Genomic DNA, 20,022 nt, shown 5'->3' with positions numbered 1-20,022 from the left:
GCGCGCGAAGTTAAGCGAAGCGGCCGCAGCCACAACCGGTTTTCATTCATGTTGATGCGTGGGGGGAAGGTATGACCCCCATGCAGCAACGCACGCTGATGGTGATGGCCGGCGGCACCGGGGGACACGTGTTCCCCGGGCTCGCGGTCGCGCATCTGATGCAGGCGTGGGGCTGGAAAGTCGTATGGCTCGGCAACCCTGCCGGCATGGAAGCCACGCTCGTGCCGAAGCACGGCATTCCCATGGAATACGTACGCTTTGGCGGACTGCGCGGCAAGGGCCTGAAGACCAAGTTGATGTTGCCGCTGAATCTGCTGCGCGCATGCACGCAGAGTCTGAGTGTGCTGCGTCGCGTGAAGCCGGATGTCGTGCTCGGCATGGGCGGTTACATCACGTTTCCGGCCGGGCTGATGACCGCATTGAGCGGCCGTCCTCTCGTGCTGCATGAACAGAATTCGATTGCAGGGCTCGCGAACAAGGTCCTTGCGAAGCTCGCCAAGCGGGTGCTGGTTGCATTTCCGAATGCGTTGCCGCACGGCGAATGGACCGGTAATCCGATTCGTGCGGAACTTGCGCGCGCGATTGCGCCCAAAGCACGCTATGCAGAACGCAACGGTCCGCTGAATGTGCTGGTGGTCGGCGGCAGTCTCGGCGCTGCGGCGCTCAACGAAGTCGTGCCGCGCGCGGTCGCGCTGCTCGGTGCGAACGAACGGCCGCGCATCGTGCATCAGGCCGGCGCCAAGCATATCGACGCGCTGCGCGAGAACTACGCGGCGGCTGGCTTGCAAGCGGGCGCGGACGTGCAACTCGTGCCGTTCATCGACGACATGACGAGCGCCTATGCGAAAGCCGATCTCGTGATTTGCCGCTCGGGCGCAATGACAGTGTCCGAAATTTCAGCAGTAGGTGTGGCCGCGTTGTTCGTGCCGTTCCCGTATGCGGTGGACGATCATCAGACCACTAATGCAGCGTTTCTCGCCGATAACGGCGCAGCGCTGGTCGTGCAGCAACGCGATCTGTCGGCGGAAAAACTCGCCGACTGGTTGCGCAGCCAGACGCGGGAAAGTCTCGCGGAGATGGCAGAGCGTTCGCGCTCGCTCGCGAAACCCGACGCCACGGAACAGGTCGCGAAGATTTGCGCGACTGTGGCGGGTTCGATTTCGGGCGCGAGCCCAGAAGGAAAGCAATGAAACACATCGTCAAACATATTCACTTTGTCGGCATCGGCGGTGTCGGCATGAGCGGCATTGCGGAGGTGCTGGTCAACCTCGGCTATCAGGTGAGCGGCTCGGATCTGTCGAGCAATGCGGTGACCGATCGACTCGCCGCGCTCGGCGCGCGCATTGCGATCGGTCATGCCGCGGAGAACATAGAAGGCGCTAACGCTGTGGTCGTCTCGACCGCCGTACGCAGCGACAACCCCGAAGTGCTGGCGGCGCGTCATCGCCGTATTCCGATCGTGCCGCGCGCGGTGATGCTCGCGGAACTGATGCGCCTGAAACAGGGCATTGCGATTGCCGGCACGCACGGCAAGACCACGACCACGTCGCTGGTGGCAAGCGTGCTCGCCGCGGGCGGGCTCGATCCGACCTTCGTGATTGGCGGCAGGCTGATCAGCGCGGGCGCGAATGCGCGCCTCGGCACCGGCGACTTCATCGTTGCCGAAGCGGACGAGTCCGACGCGTCGTTCCTGAATCTGTTTCCGGTGATCGAAGTCATTACGAACATCGACGCCGATCACATGGACACCTACGGCCACGACTTCGCGCGGCTCAAGCAGGCGTTCATCGAATTCACGCACCGTTTGCCGTTTTACGGCATCGCAGTGCTGTGCGTCGACGATCCGAACGTGAAGGAAATTCTGCCGTTCGTGTCGAAGCCGATCATTCGCTACGGCTTCGCTCCGGATGCACAGGTGCGGGCAGTGAACGTTCAGGCACGCGACGGCAAGATGCATTTCACGGCAATGCGCGAAGACGCGCCGCCAATCGACATCGTGTTGAACCTGCCCGGCGAGCACAACGTGCAGAACGCGTTGGCCGCGATCGCGATTGCGACCGAACTCGAAGTGAAAGATGCCGACATCCAGCGGGCGCTGGCCGATTTCAACGGCGTGGGCCGGCGTTTTCAGCGCTACGGCGAAGTGCCCGTGGTCGGGGAAGGCAACACGTCGGGCGCCTACACGCTGGTCGACGACTACGGTCATCACCCTGTCGAAATGGCGGCAACGGTTGCGGCGGCGCGCGGTGCATTCCCGGGGCGGCGTCTGGTGCTCGCATTCCAGCCTCACCGCTTCACGCGTACGCGCGACTGTTTCGAGGATTTCGTAAAGGTGCTGTCCACGGTGGACGCGCTCGTGCTGACCGAAGTCTATTCGGCGGGCGAAGCGCCGATCGTCGCGGCGGACGGCCGCGCGCTCGCGCGTGCGTTGCGCGTGGCGGGCAAGGTGGAGCCCGTGTTCGTCGATACGGTGGACGAAGTGCCGGACGCGCTTGCAGCACTCGTGCGCGACGGCGATGTAGTGATCACGATGGGCGCGGGTTCGATCGGCAGTGTGCCGGGTCGTCTCGCTCTCGAAACGAAGGTGTGAGATGAGCAGTATCCAGTCAGATCAACTCGCTAAACAATTCGGCAAAGTGGCCGTGCTGCTCGGTGGAAATTCCGCCGAGCGCGAGGTGTCGCTCAATTCCGGGCGCCTCGTGCTGCAGGGACTGCGCGATGCCGGCGTCGACGCACATCCGTTCGATCCGGCCGAGCGTCCGCTTGCCGCGTTGAAGGAAGAAGGCTTCGTGCGCGCGTTCAATGCGCTGCACGGCGGCTATGGCGAAAACGGCCAGATTCAGGGCGCGCTCGACTTTTACGGCATCAAGTACACGGGCAGCGGCGTGCTTGGCTCGGCGCTCGGGCTCGATAAATTCCGCACCAAGCTCGTGTGGCAGCAACTCGGTATTCCGACGCCGCCGTTCGAAGCCGTACTGCGCGGCGACGACTACGAAGCGCGCGCAAAAGACATCGTCGCGAAGCTCGGATTGCCGCTTTTCGTGAAGCCGGCAAGCGAAGGCTCGAGCGTCGCGGTCATCAAGGTGAAAAGCGTCGACGCATTGCCGGCTGCGCTCGTGGAAGCGGTCAAGTACGACAAGATCGTGGTGGTCGAAAAGAGTATTGAAGGCGGCGGCGAATACACGGCGTGCATCGCGGGCGACCTGGATTTGCCGGTGATCCACATCGTGCCGGCCGGCGAGTTCTACGACTATCACGCGAAGTACATCGCGAACGACACGCAGTATCTGATTCCGTGCGGTCTGGCGGCAGACGACGAAGCGCGCCTGAAAGTGCTGGCGCGACGTGCGTTCGACGTTCTGGGCTGCACCGATTGGGGCCGCGCCGACTTCATGCTGGACGCCGACGGCAATCCGTATTTCCTCGAAGTGAACACGGCGCCCGGCATGACCGATCACTCGTTGCCGCCGAAAGCGGCGCGCGCGGTGGGCATCAGCTATCAGGAACTGGTTGTCGGCGTATTGGCGCTGACGCTCAAGGATTAACGGGCAGCACTAACCGAAGCACTAACCGGGGCAACCCGAAAGCAACACCATGTGGAACAACGTTCGCCAGCTCAATTTCGCCGCCAACGCATTGCATGCGTTGCTGGTGCTCGTGCTGCTGGCGGCGGGCGGTTACTGGCTGATCCAGCGCCCGAATTTCGCGCTGCGCGAAATCCAGATCGACGGCGATACCGAGCATATCAATTCGCCGACGGTGCGCGCAGGCGTGGTCGGGCGGCTGAAGGGCAACTTCTTCACGGTCGATCTCGACGTCGCGCGCCAGGCGTTCGAGCAGATGCCGTGGGTGCGTCACGCGAGCGTGCGGCGCGTCTGGCCGAATGCGCTCGCTGTCACGCTCGAAGAGTACAAACCGCTTGGCACGTGGGGCAGCGATCAACTGGTGAGCGTCGACGGCGATCTGTTCACCGCGAACCAGGGCGAGCTGGAGCAGGACCTGCCCGCGTTCGACGGCCCGGACGGTACGGCGAAAGAAGTGGTCGCGCGTTATCACGATTTTCAGAAGTGGTTCGCGCCGCTTGGCGCGACGCCCGAAGAAGTGACGTTGTCGCCGCGTTACGCGTGGACCGTCAAGCTGTCGAACGGCATGCAGGTGGAGTTGGGGCGCGAGCGCAATCAGGACACGCTGCTCGATCGGAGCAAGCGCCTAACCGCGGCCTGGAACGCGGTGACGCAACGTTGGGGAAAGGATATCGAGTATGCGGACTTGCGCTATCCGAACGGTTTCGCGATTCGTGCCGCTGGCATGCGCTTTATCAGCGAACCCGACAAGGGCAAGAAGTAAACGGACATCACACGCAATGAGCACGCTATGAGTAAAGACTATAAAGATCTGCTGGTCGCCCTCGACATCGGGACGTCGAAGGTGGTGGCCATCGTCGCCGAGCTGAAGGGCGAAGGTCACTACGAGGTGATCGGCCTCGGCCAGAGCGAATCGAAGGGGCTCAAGAAAGGCGTGGTGGTGAATATCGAAGCCACCGTGCAGTCCATTCAGCGCGCGCTCGAAGAAGCCGAGCTGATGGCCGACTGCAAGATCACGAACGTCTTCACCGGCATTGCCGGCAGCCATATCCGCAGCTTCAATTCGAGCGGCATGGTGGCGATCAAGGAAAAGGAAGTCACGCAGGCCGATGTGGCGCGCGTGATCGAAACGGCGAAGGCGATCAACATTCCGACCGACCAGCAGGTGCTGCATATCCTCACGCAGGAATTCATCATCGACGGTCAGGAAGATGTGCGCGAGCCGATCGGCATGAGCGGCATCCGGCTCGAAGTGAAGGTGCATATCGTCACGGGCGCGGTGAGCGCGGCGCAGAACATCGTGAAGTGCGTGCGCCGCTGCGGGCTCGAAGTGAACGATCTGATTCTGCAGCCGCTTGCGTCATCGCTCGCGGTGCTGACGGAAGACGAAAAGGAACTGGGCGTGGTGCTGGTCGACATCGGCGGCGGCACGACGGACATTGCGATTTTCAGCGAAGGCGCGATCCGTCATACGGCGGTGATTCCGATTGCCGGCGACCAGATCACGAGCGACATCGCGATGGCCTTGCGCACGCCGACGCCGGACGCGGAAGACATCAAGGTCGACTACGGCATCGCCAAACAGGCGCTGGCCGATCCGGACGAAATGATCGAAGTGCCGGGTCTCGGCGAGCGCGGCCCGCGCACGCTGTCGCGCCAGGCGCTGGCGGCGGTCGTCGAACCGCGTGTCGAAGAACTGTTTTCGCTCGTGCAGCAGGTGGTGCGCGAGTCGGGTTACGAGGAACTGCTGAGCTCCGGCGTGGTGCTGACCGGCGGCGCGTCGATGATGCTCGGCATGGTCGAGCTGGGCGAAGACATTTTCCTGAAGCCCGTGCGTATTGGCGTGCCGGAATACGCGGGCGGTCTTGCCGACGTGGTGCGCAACCCGCGCTATTCGACGGCGATGGGCCTGCTCGTCGAAGGACGCTCGCAACGCATGCGCGGCCGCAAGGTGGCGGTGCAGTCGGGTTCGATGGGGCAAGTGTTCACGCGCATGAAGGACTGGTTCCTCGGCAACTTTTAAGAATTTGTTTTACCGAGCAGGTTTTAACGGGTTTTCGACAGTTTCAGAAATACGCGCCGGTGCCGGCGGCCGGCGCGCGACAGGGGGTTGCCCGATCTCTTGCCGAATAACGGCCGAGTGGCTGAATTTTTTATCTTGACGGAGGCAACATGGAATTCCAGATGCTGGAAACCGAAACGAACGGCACCATCATCAAGGTGGTCGGAGTAGGTGGCGCTGGCGGCAATGCCGTTCAGCACATGATCAACAAGGGCGTGCAAGGCGTCGACTTCATCGTGATGAACACGGACGCACAGGCTTTGTCGCGTTCGCGCGCCACTGCGGTGATCCAGTTGGGCAACACGGGTTTGGGCGCCGGCGCCAAGCCGGAGATGGGCCACGCCGCCGCGCAGGAAGCACGTGAGCGCATCGCCGACGCATTGCGCGGCGCGCACATGGTCTTCATCACGGCCGGCATGGGCGGCGGCACGGGCACGGGCGCGGCGCCGGTGGTCGCGCAGATCGCGAAGGAAATGGGGATCTTGACCGTAGGCGTGGTCAGCAAGCCGTTCGAATTCGAAGGCGGCAAGCGCATGCGTGTGGCAGAAGCCGGTTCGCAGCAACTGGAGGATCACGTCGACTCGCTGATCGTCGTTCTGAACGACAAGCTGTTCGAGGTGATGGGCGATGACGCCGAGATGGACAAGTGCTTCCAGTGCGCAGACGACGTTCTGAACAACGCAGTTGCCGGCATCGCGGAAATCATCAACGTCGACGGTCTGGTGAACGTCGACTTCGAAGACGTGAAGACGGTGATGGGCGAGCAGGGCAAGGCGATGATGGGCACGGCGACGGTTGCCGGCGTCGATCGCGCGCGTCTCGCTGCCGAGCAGGCTGTGGCCAGCCCGCTGCTGGAAGGTGTGGATCTGTCGGGCGCGCGTGGCGTGCTGGTGAACATCACGTCGAGCCGTTCGCTGCGTCTGTCTGAAACGCGCGAAGTGATGAACACCATCAAGAGCTATGCTGCAGAAGACGCAACCGTGATCTTCGGCGCGGTGTACGACGATGCAATGGGCGACGCGCTGCGCGTGACGGTCGTGGCAACGGGTCTCGGCCGTGCGGCGAAGAAGCAGCAATCGGCACCCATGACGCTGCTGCGCACCGGCACCGACAATCAGCCGATCAGCACGCAACACGCGGCCTACGCAACGCCGTCGCACGCGAGCACCGCCGACTACGGCGCGCTGGACACGCCGGCTGTGTGGCGCACGTCGCGCGACACCGCGGCTTCGCACGTGCAGGCGCTGCAGGAAAAGGGCGTCGACACGTACGACATTCCGGCATTCCTGCGCAAGCAGGCGGACTGAGCGCACGGGCAGGCTTTCGCTGCCGCGCCTGTTCCTGGGCGTTGGCGGACGAATGCACGAGCGTGGCGGGTGAACGGCAAACAAGCCGCGTATCGTCGGATTCGCGGCAAGGACAAGTGCCCTCTTCGGAAAACGAAGCGGTTTGGGCAACTGTCGCCGATTCACTGCGACACGATGATGTGCGAGAGACGCTTCGCATCGATGCAAAGGACTGAGCATGATTCAAGCTGGTGACAAGCTGCCCGACGCTACGCTCTTCGAGTATGTCGAAGACGAGCGCGCGGGCTGCACGATCGGGCCTAATAGCTTCGACGTGCGCGAGCAGACGGCGGGCAAGCGTGTGGTGATCTTCGGATTGCCTGGCGCGTTCACGCCGACCTGTTCTGCCAAGCACGTACCGGGTTATGTCGAATACGCCGAGCAGTTGCACGCGCTCGGGGTCGACGAAATCTGGTGTGTGTCCGTGAACGACGCGTTCGTGATGGGCGCGTGGGGACGCGATCTGCACGCCTCGGGCAAGGTGCGCATGATGGCGGATGGCAGTGCGGCTTTCACACGAGCGCTTGGTCTCGAGCAGGATTTGTCGGCGCGCGGCATGGGAATCCGTTCCCAGCGCTACGCGATGGTTGTCGACGACGGCGTGGTCAAGACGCTGAACGTCGAGGCTGCGGGCAAATTCGAAGTGAGCGATGCAAGGAGTATCCTCGCTACGTTGAGCTAGTTATGGCGGCGTCATCACGCTGACGCGGCGCGCGGGAAACCGCGTTGTACCGCGGCAACAGTGAATGCGACGCTTTTGTGACAGGCCGTTACGCGGGCCGACGACCGGAAACGCCTCCGTTCCGGACGTCGGCCCGTCACGCTTTCCCTCACGGGCGCCCAATGAATAATGTGGGTAACGCAGCGAAACAGATTGATACGTTCCGTGCGAAGACGCTTCTTAGGGTTATGGAGTATAATTCGTGCTATGGAACAAAAAGTCCCGATTGGGATTTTCAATCGAATAAAAGATCACCATGTTGAAGCAGCGCACCATCAAATCAATCGTCAAGACGGTCGGCATCGGCTTGCACTCCGGCCGTAAGGTCGACCTGACGCTTCGCCCGGCAGCGCCGGACACGGGCATCGTGTTTTCGCGCGTGGATTTGCCCACGCCGGTAGACATCCCCGCGTCGGCAATGGCGATCGGCGATACACGTCTCGCTTCCGTGTTGCAGAAAGACGGCGCGCGCGTCTCGACCATCGAGCATTTGATGTCCGCTTGCGCCGGACTGGGCATCGACAACCTGTATGTCGACGTCACCGCTGAAGAAATTCCGATCATGGACGGCAGCGCCGGCTCGTTCGTGTTTCTGATTCAATCGGCGGGAATCGAAGAGCAGAACGCAGCGAAGAAATTCATCAAGGTCACCAAGCCGGTCGAGATTCGTGACGGCGATAAATTCGCCCGGCTCGATCCGTATTTCGGTTTCAAGCTCAAATTCACGATTGATTTCCGTCACCCGGCTGTCGATAAAACCGGCCAGGCGCTGGAAGTCGATTTCGCCAATACGTCGTACGTTCGCGAAATCGCTCGCGCTCGCACGTTCGGTTTTGCGCACGAAGTGGAAATGATGCGTGAGTTGGGCCTCGCACGCGGCGGCAGCATGGACAACGCGATCGTGCTCGACGAGTACCGCATTCTGAACAACGACGGTTTGCGTTACGACGACGAGTTCGTCAAACACAAGATGTTGGACGCGATCGGCGACCTGTACGTGGTGGGCCATCCTTTGCTGGCTTCGTACAACGCGTACAAATCGGGCCACGGCTTGAACAACGCACTGCTGCGGGAACTGCTCGCGCATGAAGATTCGTACGAGATCGTCACTTTCGACGACACGCGCAAGGCGCCGCGCGGCTTCGCTTATGAGACGCAGACGGCTTTTGCGTAACGAATTAACTTCACCTCTTCGGTGAAATCTCCGAAGCGAACACACGAAAAATAAGCGGCTCCAACGAGCCGCTTTTTCTTTTGTTCAGCGATTTCTCCGATGCCGCGCTGCCATTTTCGCCAACGCTTCCTGCAGCGGCGAGGGCGCAAGCGATTCGCTGAGCGCGTGTAACGCCTCGGCGCCGACGGGCGTCATGCGCGCCTGCTTGACCGGCGGCGGCTCCTTAGCGGGCTGCGGCCGCACACGGATACGCAACGCGTTGACCGGCCAGCCGCGCTGCTGCAGGTCCGACAGCAACCGCGGCTCCAGATGCCGCAGTCGCGCCGCCAACGCGTTGTGGGCGGCGAAAAGCGCCAGCACGCCTTCCTTGATAAAACTGGGTTCCACGCTCGTCGCCAGGTAATCGGGCAGCAGGTCCCGCAGGTCTTTCTCCAACGCGGCAATCTGCTCGACGCCCGCCCGCAGCGCGGCAAAAGCGTCGGTGCGATTGAGCACTTCGGCTACCGGCTGAGGCCGGCGCACGTTGAACTGCTTTGGCGGCGGCCTTGAAAACGAGGGGAAACGGCTCATGTTTGACAGTGGCGGCGCGTTCGCACCCAATGCGCGAACACGCCCCGATTGTACCGCGCGGGATGCACGCAGACCCGCCCGTGTGTACGCCGTCGAAGGGCGGCGCGGCGGGCTCCGCTGCCTTGCCGGCGTCGCGCTGGCGACATCAGCGCAGGCGGGGGCGCGTGCTAAAATGCCCGATTCGGTGCGACACGCACGCTCGTGTCCGACTGCTCCACGTTACGGAGCATCGACTAGAGGGTTATTGAGGCAACTCACCATGCCCTCCGCAGGCGGCCCCCTTGTGGGCCGCACTTTAGGAAGCAGATGCAACCCTCTGGGAAGCATCCTTGTAGTGAAATTGGAAACCGGAGCAATCAGCCGGGAACCTTGTTGCATGGGCCTGATTACCGTCAGGTCCCGCCCAGTCAGCGGCTTCACCTCCGCCGACAGGGCGGGGTGATGTTTGCAATTCCCTCGCCTTCAAGCAAGGGTTTCGCTAAACGATACGAGCGAAAAGCTCGGTGTGTCATTGTTCGTCCTCGTTTGCTGGACGACGAGGGTAGTGAACCTGCTGTACGACCAGCAGTAGCCTAGGAAGACATGCGTCACTGGCAACGGTGGCGTGTGAAGCTCTTCTGACAATGTAGCCCCCGGACGTTTCGGGCAGATTGGTTCCGCGAGGAGCGGTCTGGATACTCCTAGCAGCAAGGGGGTAAGGCGCTAGGCTGGCTGATAGGGTTAACGGAAGTGAACTGCTGATAAACCTCGTTAGCATTGTGTGCCAAAGCTGCTGATAGGCACTAACCAAAAGGTATGCGGTTGGATAGCCCGCTCGAATCTCGGGTTACGTCGTTCGTGATACCGCCGGGGAATAGGCAGAACCTAAGTCAGTCGTGTGACATGCCGGGAACGTGGTAAGCCTGTATGGTTGCCAGCGCAGTAAGGCTGGCAGGCGAACCGCAAGGGACGCTGTTGATTGTGCAGGTATGGGAGGACGGAAAAAGCGAAAGCCGGGCTGTAATGGCTCGGATAGGGGTTGGAACATCACCCCACGCGAAAGCGGGCAGACTTCCGTCTGGTCTACCGTCGCAAGACGGCTGACTACCCTCTGTAACTTGGTCACATGCAGGTGCATGCGCCTGCATTGAGTTTTGTTGTTCCCCAGCGGGGTGTATCTACCCCGCTGGGGGAGATGCGCCTTCTGTCTGGGGACTTTTCCAGGGAGGAGAGCAGCATGAAAGTATCTGGTCGAAAGACCGGATCTGCGCTTTCCCGCGCGCCGGACAACTGGTACGCCGTAGATTGGCGACGGGTTGAGCGGAACGTGAGAGGGATGCAGATTCGAATTGCGAAGGCGACGCGGGAAGGTGACTGGCGTAGGGTGAAAGCCCTGCAACGGATGCTAACTCGCACGTTGTCTGCGAAGCTGTATGCGGTACGACGTGTTACGCAAAACCAGGGTGCGCGAACGGCTGGAGTCGATCGCGAGCTATGGGATTCGCCTGACAGCCGGTGGGAAGCCATCGGCAGGTTGAAGCGGCGCGGATACAAGCCTCTGCCATTACGGAGAGTCTTTATCCCCAAGGCCAATGGGAAGGAACGCCCTCTGGGCATTCCGACCATGCGGGACAGGGCGATGCAAGCTCTGCATCTGCTGGCTTTGGAGCCAGTATCGGAATCGACGAGTGACCTGAATTCCTACGGGTTCAGGCAAAATCGTTCGACAGCTGATGCGATGGCCCAAATCCGCGTTTGTATGTCCCAAAAGGCTTCTGCCAAATGGGTCCTCGAAGCGGATATCAAGGGATGCTTTGACCATATCAGTCATGACTGGTTGGAAAACAATGTCCTGATGGACAGAGTAATCCTCCGGAAATGGTTGAAGGCTGGCCTGATTTATAAGGGGCAGCGACAGGCGACTGAGGCCGGTACGCCGCAGGGAGGCATCATCTCCCCGACATTGGCAAACGTAACGCTGAATGGGCTGGAGCGAGAACTGGAAGTGCACCTCGGTGCAAAACTAGGGATCATGAAAGCTCGAAGGCTCAAAGTGAATGTGGTGCGGTACGCGGACGACTTTGTAATCACCGGCGACTCGCGTGAGTTGCTGGAGTGCGAAGTCCGACCTTGGGTAGAGGCATTCCTTGCGGTTCGGGGGCTGCAGTTATCGGAGGAGAAGACGCGGATCACTCACATTGACGACGGCTTCGATTTCCTTGGGTGGAATTTCCGAAAGTACTCCGGAAAGATGCTCATCAAACCGAGCAAGAAGAACGCGAAAGCGTTCTACAGCAAGGTGGCGGAAACGATTCGCAGCAACAAGACGGTGAAGCAGGAGGAGATGATCCGACTGCTAAATCCAATGTTGCGCGGATGGGCGCAGTATCACCATCCGGTTACGGCCAAAAAGGCGTACACCCACATGGAGCATCTGGTGTTCCGGAGGCTCTGGTGGTGGTCCAAGCGGCGACATCCCCGAAAGAGCAGCAGTTGGGTGCGACAGAAGTACTTCCACTCAATCGACGCTCGACAGTGGGTGTTTGCGGTCCGGACGGTTCGAGACGATGGCAGTTGGGGCCTGATGGAGTTGTACCAACTCAGCGGTACGGCGATCAGGAGACACAAGAAGATCCAAGGAGAATTCAATCCCTTTGATCCGAAGTGGGAGCAGTATGGCGAGCAACTGCGGCAGACGCGTCTGTGGGATTCGATGCGCTACCGGAAACAGTGGGCAAAGCTGTACATGTCGCAGAGCGGGCTGTGTGCGCACTGCGGCTGTGCCTTGACGGACGAAACAGGCTGGCACGACCATCATCTGGAATATCGGATGCATGGCGGGTCAGACAAGTTGTCCAACCGGGTCTTGCTTCACCCGCACTGTCACCAGCAGGTACACGTTGGTAAACTTGTAGTAACTAAGCCGGTTCTGTCGTAGACAGAACTTTGTTTGTAGATTTGAGCCGTATGCGGGGAAACTCGCACGTACGGTTCTCGGGGGGCCCGATCTTCGTAAGAAGGTCGGGCTACCCGACAATTCACTCTTGGACTAAGCCGCCGAGGCCACTCCGACCCCGGAGCGCGCGTGCTTTAATTGCACGCCGCAACCCAGCCGAAGCCGCGACGCAGACACCGATCCGATGACCACCGGTTTTCTACAGAAGATTTTTGGCAGCCGCAACCAGCGGCTAGTCAAGCAATATCAAAAGACCGTCGCGGCGATCAATGCGCTCGAACCGCAGATCGAGCAATTGACGGACGATCAACTGCGCGCGAAAACGGACGAGTTCCGCCAACGCGTCGCGAGCGGCGAGTCGCTGGATAAACTGCTGCCGGAAGCGTTCGCGGTCTGCCGCGAGGCGAGCAAGCGGGTGCTGAAAATGCGCCACTTCGACGTGCAGCTGATCGGCGGCATGGTTCTGCACTACGGCAAGATCGGCGAAATGCGCACCGGCGAAGGCAAGACGCTCGTCGCCACGCTGCCGGTGTATCTGAATGCGCTGTCGGGCCGCGGCGTTCACGTCGTCACGGTGAACGACTATCTGGCCCAGCGCGACGCCGAGTGGATGGCGCGCCTCTACAACTTCCTCGGTATGTCCGTCGGCATCAATCTGTCGCAGATGGACCACGAGATGAAGCAGCAGGCATACGCGGCCGACATCACGTACGGTACGAACAACGAGTTCGGCTTCGACTACCTGCGCGACAACATGGTGTACGAGCCGGAAGCCCGCGTGCAGCGAGCGCTGAACTTCGCCGTGGTCGACGAAGTGGACTCGATCCTGATCGACGAAGCGCGTACCCCACTGATCATCTCCGGTCAGGCAGAAGATCACACCGAACTCTACGTGCGCATGAACGCGCTGCCGCCGCTGCTCGAGCGCCAGATTGGCGAAGAAAAGGCTGACGGCACAGGCGTGGAAAAGCCGGGCGACTACACGCTCGACGAGAAAGGCCGCCAGGTCTTCCTGACTGAATCGGGCCACGAGAAAGCGGAGCGCCTGCTCGCCGAGTGGGGCCTGATCGGCGAGGGCGAAAGCCTGTACGCGCCGCAGAACATCACGCTGATGCACCATGTGTACGCCGCATTGCGCGCACACACGCTGTTCTACAAGGACCAGCACTACGTGGTGCAGAACGGCGAGGTGATCATCGTCGACGAATTCACCGGTCGTCTGATGGCCGGCCGCCGCTGGTCGGACGGCTTGCACCAGGCTGTCGAGGCGAAGGAGCACGTGAAGATTCAGAGCGAGAACCAGACGCTCGCTTCGATCACGTTCCAGAACTACTTCCGTATGTACGCCAAGCTGTCCGGCATGACCGGCACGGCCGACACCGAAGCGTATGAATTCAACGAGATCTACGGTCTCGAGACGGTCGTGATCCCGACTAACCGTCCGCCGAAGCGGATCGACAAGCAGGATCAGATCTACAAGACCGCCAAGGAACGTTACGACGCGGTGATCCGCGACATCCGTGACTGCTACGAGCGCGGTCAGCCGGTGCTGGTCGGCACCACGTCGATTGAAAATTCGGAACTGCTCTCGCATCTGCTGAAGCAGGCCGGTTTGCCCCACGAAGTGCTCAACGCGAAGCAGCACGCGCGTGAAGCGGAGATCGTGGCGGAAGCGGGCCGTCCGAAGCGCATTACGATCGCCACGAACATGGCCGGTCGCGGCACTGACATCGTGCTCGGCGGCAATGCGGAAAAACAGGCGTCGTTCATTGAACTCGACGAGACGATCCCCGACGACGAAAAGCAGCGCCGCATCCAGAAGCTGCATGACGAATGGCAGGCGTTGCACGATCAGGTGAAGGCCGCGGGCGGTCTGCACATCATCGGCACGGAGCGCCACGAATCGCGGCGGATCGACAACCAGTTGCGCGGCCGTGCGGGCCGTCAGGGCGACCCGGGTTCGTCGCGCTTTTACCTGTCGCTGGAAGATCCGCTGCTGCGCATTTTCGCGGGCGACCGTGTGCGCGCGATCATGGACCGCCTGAAGATGCCGGAAGGCGAGGCGATCGAAGCGGGCATCGTCTCGCGCTCCATCGAATCGGCGCAGCGCAAGGTTGAGGCGCGCAACTTCGACATCCGCAAGCAATTGCTCGAATACGACGACGTCTCGAACGATCAGCGCAAGGTGATCTACCAGCAGCGTAACGAACTGCTCGAGGCGAACGACATTACCGAAACCATCGGCGCGATGCGTCATGGCGTGATCGCGGAGATCGTTCACCAGTTCGTGCCGGCGGGCAGCATTGAAGAACAGTGGGACGTGCCGGAACTGGAGGAAGTGCTGCGCAACGAATGGCAGCTCGACCTCGCGATCCAGGAAATGATCAACGAGTCGAACTCGATCACGTCCGACGAAATTCTCGAAGCGGTGCAAGCCGCCGCAGACGAAGCATACGAAGCCAAAGTCGAACTGGTCGGCCGCGAGTCGTTTAGCGCGTTCGAACGTTCGATCATGCTGCAAACGCTCGACCGCAGCTGGCGCGAACATCTCGCCGCGCTCGACCACTTGCGTCAGGGCATCCATCTGCGGGGTTATGCGCAGAAAAACCCGAAGCAGGAATACAAGCGCGAGGCGTTCGAACTGTTCGCCGCCATGCTCGACGCGGTGAAGCTCGAAGTCACTCGCGTGGTGATGAACGTGCAGATCCAGTCGCCCGAGCAGTTGGAGCAGGCGGCCGAACAGATGGAAGAGCAGGGCGGCCACCTCGAGAACGTCGAGTTCCGTCACGCTGAATTTGCCGAAGCTTCGTCCGCGGCGCCTGCTGCAGCAGAGGCCGCAACTGCCGCGATGATCGGCGACGCGATGAGCCACGGCTCCTCGCCGCAAACGGCGTCGCCTGTCGGCGCGGACAATGTGCCGAAGGTCGGCCGCAATGATCCGTGCCCGTGCGGCAGCGGCAAGAAGTACAAGCAGTGTCACGGCAAGATCGCATAATGCCTTGGGCGGCGCGCTGACAGGCGCGCCGCGTCGCATGGCGCAGTCTTTCCTGACCGTGTTGTGTTGCTGATTTCGCGGTGGTCCGGCATCTGGCCGAGCTACTAGTTCCGTTTCCCTCAATGCCGGCACTCGCCGGCATTTTCTTCGACAGGTCGCGACCATGGCTGTCAATTTCCCCTCGATCGATCCCGCTCAACTGCATCCCGTCGCCGGCGTCACGCTCGGTTGGGCGGAGGCGAACATTCGCAAGCCGAACCGCAAGGACGTGCTCGTCATTTCCGTCGACGAAGGCGCGACGGTAGGCGGCGTCTTCACGCAGAACCGCTTTTGCGCGGCGCCGGTCACGGTGTGCCGCGAGAATCTGGAGCGCGTGCGCGCCGGCGGCAAGCCGATTCGCGCCCTGGTGATCAACACCGGAAACGCGAACGCGGGCACCGGCGAACCGGGTCTCGTCGCGGCGCGCGAAACCTGCGTGGAACTCGCGCGCCTCGCCGACATCGCGCCGGAGCAGGTGCTGCCGTTTTCAACGGGCGTGATTCTGGAGCCGTTGCCGGTCGATCGTCTTAAGGCGGGTTTGCCGGCCGCGCTCGCGAACCGCAAGGAAGCCAACTGGTACGACGCCGCGCAGGCGATCATGACCACCGACACGTTGCCAAAGGCGACCTCGCGCCAGGTCACGATCGACGGCCACACGGTCACGCTGACCGGCATCAGCAAGGGCGCCGGCATGATCAAACCGAACATGGCGACCATGCTCGGCTTCCTCGCGTTCGACGCGGCGCTTGCTCAGCCGGTGCTCGACGCGCTGGTCAAACACGTTGCAGACCGGTCGTTCAACTGCATCACGATTGACGGCGATACGTCGACGAACGATTCGTTCATCCTGATCGCGTCGGGCAAATCGAGCCTGCCGGCGATCACGTCCACCGACTCGCCCGCTTACGCAGCGCTGCGCGACGCGGTGACCGAAGTCGCACAGACGCTCGCGCAGCTGATCGTGCGCGACGGCGAAGGCGCGACCAAATTCATGACGGTGCACGTAGAAGGCGGTTCGAGCGTCGGTGAATGCCGGCAGATCGCGTACGCGATCGGCCACTCGCCGCTCGTGAAGACAGCCTTTTATGCATCGGACCCGAACCTCGGCCGCATTCTGGCGGCTATCGGCTATGCCGGCATCGACGATCTCGACGTCGGCAAGATCGATCTGTATCTGGACGACGTGCTCGTCGCGACTGCCGGCGGCCGCAATCCGGCGTACCGCGAAGAAGACGGCCAGCGCGTCATGAAAAAGAGCGAGATCGGCATTCGCGTCGTGCTCGGCCGCGGCAATGCGCAAGCCACGATCTGGACTTGCGATCTGTCGCACGACTACGTGAGCATCAACGCCGACTACCGCTCGTAACCAGGTTCATCATGCGGCTTCTGGCTGCTCACTCATTGTTATGGACAAACTCGAACAGTTTCTGACACGGGCCGAAGCCGTGCTCGTCCGCCTGGAAGCGATGCTTCCGCCCGCCGCGCCTGAGATCGACTGGGCGGCGGCGGTTGCTTTCCGCTGGCGCAAACGCCAGGGGCGCGGCTACCTGCAGCCGGTGCCGGCCATCTCCGACATCACGCTCGACGATCTGCAAAACATCGACCGTCAGAAAGCGCTGATCGAACAGAACACGCGCCAATTCGTCCACAAGCTGCCGGCCAATAACGTGCTGTTGACGGGCGCGCGGGGCACCGGCAAGTCGTCGCTGATCAAGGCGTGCCTGAACGCGTATGCGAAAGACGGCTTGCGCCTGATCGAAGTGGACAAGGACGATTTGCACGATCTGGGCGACATCGTCGATCTGATTGCGAAGCGGCCGGAGCGCTTCGTGGTGTTCTGCGACGACCTCTCGTTCGAAGACGGCGAGTCGGGCTACAAGGCGCTGAAAGTTGCGCTCGACGGCTCGGTTGCCGCGCAATCGGACAACGTGCTCATTTACGCGACGTCGAACCGCCGCCATCTGTTGCCGGAGTACATGAGCGACAACGAGACCTATAAGCACACGTCAGACGGCGAGATTCATCCCGGCGAGCTGGTCGAAGAAAAGATCTCACTGTCGGAACGTTTCGGCCTGTGGGTCAGCTTCTATCCGTTCAAGCAGGACGACTACCTGTCGATCATCGGCCACTGGCTGCGGCATTTTGGCTGCAATGACGCTGAAGTCGAAGCCGCGCGCGGCGACGCGCTCGTGTGGGCACTCGAGCGCGGTTCGCGCTCGGGGCGCGTCGCGTGGCAGTTTGCGCGCGACTGGTCTGGCCGGAAATCCGAAGCATGAGCGACGCGCAGACGAACTCGGCCGGTCGTCTGGTGACGGAAGTTGCCGTGGGCGTGCTGGTGCAGCCGGACGGGCGCTATCTGCTCGCGCAGCGTCCGGCGGGCAAGCCGTACGAGGGCTACTGGGAATTCCCGGGCGGTAAGCTGGAGACGGGCGAATCGGTCGAGGCGGCGCTTGCCCGCGAGTTACACGAAGAGCTGGGCATCGAAGTGGAAGCGTGCCACCTTTGGCATACGCTCGAACACGATTATCCGCATGCTTATGTGCGGCTCTTTTTCTGCAAGGTGACGCAGTGGAAGGGCGAGCCGCACGGCCGCGAAGGCCAGGCGTTCGTGTGGCAGGCGCTGCCGGCCGAGGTTGCGCCGCTCCTGCCGGCGACCATTCCCGTGCTGGAGTGGCTCGCGTCGGAGAAACGCTGACAGGTTCAAGCGGACGACGCGCCCCGCGCGCTCAATGCGGGTTGTAGTCGCCGCCAGGCGTCTCGTCTGACGGCGCTTCCTGATCGGTCCCGCCGATTTTGTACTTTTCAGCGGCCCACGCGCCGAGATCGATCTGTTTGCAGCGGTCCGAGCAGAACGGGCGGAAGCGGTTTTCGGGTGTCCAGCGGACGTCCTTTCCGCAGGTGGGGCATTTGACGACGGTTGGCATACGGTCAGGCGGTCAGTACAAATGGAACAAGTAACGAATATAGGGGCTTTTGCTGCCGCTTTAAAGGCGCGGCGAGCAAGCCGACCGCTTTATTGAGTCCGTGCAGCGCTCGCGAAGGGCTTGCTTACAGGCTGCAAAGCGTGAGCTGGAAGGGCACATCCACATCGACGGCACGTGGACGCAAATCGCCGTCCTGCACCGTGAAGCGCACCCACAGCATGTATTTGTTGGCGCTGGCCTCGGGAATCACGCGCAATTCCGGCGCCACGCGCACCTGCATCAACTGATACGAGCGGCCCGACAGCATTTGCTGATAGCTGCCTGCCATGGCCATAACCTTCGACGCCTGCCCCGACTCCCGTGCAAGCCTCAGCACAATGGTGGCTGCGTCGCGCAAAGGCAGCAGCGGCGTGACCCACTTGGCGATGTCCTGACGCCGCTGATCCGGATGCAGTTGCTGCCACGCGTAATAAGAGGGCAGGTCGAATTTGCAGGTGCCGCCCGGAATGATCGCCCGGCTGCGGATGCTCGCGAGCCATTCGTTCTCCGCAAGATGCTGGCCCGTCTTGCCCTGCATCTGCGAAAGTCCCGCCAATGTGTGCTCGATTTCGCCGAGCACTGCTTCAAGCGCGCTCTGCTCGATTCCCGGATTGCCGCGAAACGGTGCGAGCGTTTGCCGCTGCCGCTCGAGTTCCTTCATCAGATCGGACTTGAGATCCGCGCGACCCGCCACCTCTGTGATTTCGAACAGCGTGGTCAGTGCCACATGATGTTCCCTGGCGTCTTCTTGCGTCAGAAAAAACGTGAAGCGCTCGAACAGGTCTTCGAGGCGCAATAGCGTCCGGATTCGCTCGTTGAAGGGGTACTCGTAAAGGATCAAGCGGGCTCGCCTCGGGCGTGGTCGGTGACGGGAATGCAGGACATTCTAATGCCGTGGGACTACCCTAGCAATCACGCGCTTTTCCTGCGGGTTTTTGCACATTTTCGGGCGCGTTTTTGATGATTTTCCGCTGCTTCGGCATACAGCTAAAGCCAAAGTTCAACGTTTCGCGCCAATCGATCACGTCGGCTCTGCGCGCGCCAACGCCAGGTATGCGCGATGCTGCGCCTCGACCTGCGCTTCGAGCGCACTGAGCGGCGCGTTGTCGTTGACGATCACGTCATCTGCGGCGGCGAGACGCGCTTCGCGCGTAGCCTGGCGGGCGATGATCGCGAGCACCTGTTCGCGGCTGAAACCATTGCGGTTCATTACGCGCGAGATTTGCGTCTCCACGCTGCAATCCACGGCGAGTACGCGATTCACGCGGGTTTTCCAGCTGCCCGACTCTACCAGCAGCGGAACCACAACGATCACATAGGGGCCGGTGGCCTCGCGTTGCTCGCGTTCCGTTTCTGCGCGAATCAGCGGATGGGTGATGTTTTCGAGTCGTTTGCGCGCCGCGTCGTCGCTGAATACAAGCGTGCGCATGCGTGCGCGGTCGAGCGAGCCGTCCGCGGCGACGAACTCGTTGCCGAACTCGGCGGCGATCTGGGGCATCGCCATGCCGTGCGGCGCGGTGATGCGATGCGCGATCAGATCGGTATCGACGAGCGGCACGCCATGCGCCGCGAACAGATCGGCAACAGTCGATTTGCCGCTGCCGATGCCGCCTGTGAGTCCCACGACGAACAT

17 protein-coding genes are annotated in these 20,022 nt (G+C 61.6%); 13 read left to right on the top strand and 4 right to left on the bottom strand.

Translation table 11 applies throughout. From position 1 onward, the window contains the following. Positions 1-71: 71 nt before the first annotated feature. The 8 genes from murG (at position 72) to lpxC (ending at position 8,887) form a co-directional block, all read left to right on the top strand. Positions 72-1,190: an undecaprenyldiphospho-muramoylpentapeptide beta-N-acetylglucosaminyltransferase gene (gene murG / locus J2W46_RS09480; protein ID WP_087751763.1), complete on the top strand. Its 1,119-nt coding sequence runs from the start codon at positions 72-74 to the stop codon at positions 1,188-1,190. Then, complete coding sequence (gene murC / locus J2W46_RS09475) at positions 1,187-2,590, top strand: UDP-N-acetylmuramate--L-alanine ligase (RefSeq protein WP_020071222.1); 1,404 nt, start codon at positions 1,187-1,189, stop codon at positions 2,588-2,590. Before murG ends, murC begins: the two co-directional genes overlap by 4 nt. A 1-nt stretch (position 2,591) precedes the next feature. Further along, entirely contained in the window at positions 2,592-3,545 is a 954-nt protein-coding gene (locus J2W46_RS09470; RefSeq protein WP_310353035.1) for a D-alanine--D-alanine ligase, read from the top strand. A gap of 49 nt (positions 3,546-3,594) precedes the next feature. After that, positions 3,595-4,347, top strand: coding sequence for a cell division protein FtsQ/DivIB (locus J2W46_RS09465; RefSeq protein ID WP_020071224.1), 753 nt, complete (start codon positions 3,595-3,597; stop codon positions 4,345-4,347). Positions 4,348-4,374: 27 nt separating this feature from the next. Next, complete coding sequence (gene ftsA / locus J2W46_RS09460; RefSeq protein WP_012434417.1) at positions 4,375-5,607, top strand: cell division protein FtsA; 1,233 nt, start codon at positions 4,375-4,377, stop codon at positions 5,605-5,607. Between the two features lie 149 nt (positions 5,608-5,756). Continuing rightward, positions 5,757-6,953: a cell division protein FtsZ gene (ftsZ, locus tag J2W46_RS09455; protein ID WP_020071225.1), complete on the top strand. Its 1,197-nt coding sequence runs from the start codon at positions 5,757-5,759 to the stop codon at positions 6,951-6,953. Positions 6,954-7,170: 217 nt separating this feature from the next. Further along, the gene (locus J2W46_RS09450; protein WP_020071226.1) at positions 7,171-7,674 is read left to right on the top strand and encodes a peroxiredoxin; all 504 of its coding nucleotides are present in this window, start codon (positions 7,171-7,173) and stop codon (positions 7,672-7,674) included. 295 nt (positions 7,675-7,969) lie between these two features. Continuing rightward, positions 7,970-8,887 (top strand): UDP-3-O-acyl-N-acetylglucosamine deacetylase, encoded by a 918-nt coding sequence (gene lpxC, locus J2W46_RS09445; protein ID WP_020071227.1) that lies wholly within the window; start codon positions 7,970-7,972, stop codon positions 8,885-8,887. Positions 8,888-8,971: 84 nt separating this feature from the next. On the opposite strand, the gene J2W46_RS09440 is transcribed toward lpxC, so the two are convergent. Next, a complete protein-coding gene (locus tag J2W46_RS09440; protein ID WP_020071228.1) occupies positions 8,972-9,457 on the bottom strand; it encodes a DciA family protein in 486 nt (161 codons plus the stop codon). A 1,216-nt stretch (positions 9,458-10,673) separates the two neighbouring features. Between J2W46_RS09440 and ltrA the strand changes: the two genes are divergently transcribed. From ltrA to J2W46_RS09415, 5 genes are all read left to right on the top strand, one after another. Continuing rightward, the gene (gene ltrA / locus J2W46_RS09435; RefSeq protein WP_310353030.1) at positions 10,674-12,374 is read left to right on the top strand and encodes a group II intron reverse transcriptase/maturase; all 1,701 of its coding nucleotides are present in this window, start codon (positions 10,674-10,676) and stop codon (positions 12,372-12,374) included. Positions 12,375-12,576: 202 nt separating this feature from the next. Then, positions 12,577-15,387, top strand: coding sequence for a preprotein translocase subunit SecA (gene secA, locus J2W46_RS09430; RefSeq protein ID WP_310353026.1), 2,811 nt, complete (start codon positions 12,577-12,579; stop codon positions 15,385-15,387). A 163-nt stretch (positions 15,388-15,550) separates the two neighbouring features. Beyond that, positions 15,551-16,792 carry a bifunctional glutamate N-acetyltransferase/amino-acid acetyltransferase ArgJ gene (gene argJ / locus J2W46_RS09425; RefSeq protein ID WP_310353024.1) on the top strand — a complete coding sequence of 414 codons (1,242 nt, stop codon included), beginning with the start codon at positions 15,551-15,553 and terminating at the stop codon, positions 16,790-16,792. A gap of 40 nt (positions 16,793-16,832) precedes the next feature. After that, entirely contained in the window at positions 16,833-17,702 is an 870-nt protein-coding gene (locus J2W46_RS09420) for an ATP-binding protein (protein ID WP_020071231.1), read from the top strand. Next, positions 17,699-18,121 carry an NUDIX domain-containing protein gene (locus J2W46_RS09415; RefSeq protein ID WP_310353021.1) on the top strand — a complete coding sequence of 141 codons (423 nt, stop codon included), beginning with the start codon at positions 17,699-17,701 and terminating at the stop codon, positions 18,119-18,121. Before J2W46_RS09420 ends, J2W46_RS09415 begins: the two co-directional genes overlap by 4 nt. Positions 18,122-18,152: 31 nt before the next feature. On the opposite strand, the gene yacG is transcribed toward J2W46_RS09415, so the two are convergent. From yacG to coaE, 3 genes are all read right to left on the bottom strand, one after another. Next, on the bottom strand, positions 18,153-18,350 hold the full coding sequence (gene yacG / locus J2W46_RS09410) for a DNA gyrase inhibitor YacG (protein WP_020071233.1): 198 nt from the start codon (positions 18,348-18,350) through the stop codon (positions 18,153-18,155). A 124-nt stretch (positions 18,351-18,474) separates the two neighbouring features. Beyond that, positions 18,475-19,230 carry a cell division protein ZapD gene (zapD, locus tag J2W46_RS09405; RefSeq protein WP_020071234.1) on the bottom strand — a complete coding sequence of 252 codons (756 nt, stop codon included), beginning with the start codon at positions 19,228-19,230 and terminating at the stop codon, positions 18,475-18,477. A gap of 180 nt (positions 19,231-19,410) precedes the next feature. Then, positions 19,411-20,022 (bottom strand): dephospho-CoA kinase, encoded by a 612-nt coding sequence (gene coaE / locus J2W46_RS09400; RefSeq protein ID WP_310353019.1) that lies wholly within the window; start codon positions 20,020-20,022, stop codon positions 19,411-19,413.

The sequence above is a fragment of the Paraburkholderia strydomiana genome (genome assembly GCF_031456815.1).
Taxonomy (GTDB): domain Bacteria; phylum Pseudomonadota; class Gammaproteobacteria; order Burkholderiales; family Burkholderiaceae; genus Paraburkholderia; species Paraburkholderia caledonica.
Note: the sequence above shows the minus strand (reverse complement) of the source record. Positions and strands in the feature narration are given on the sequence as shown.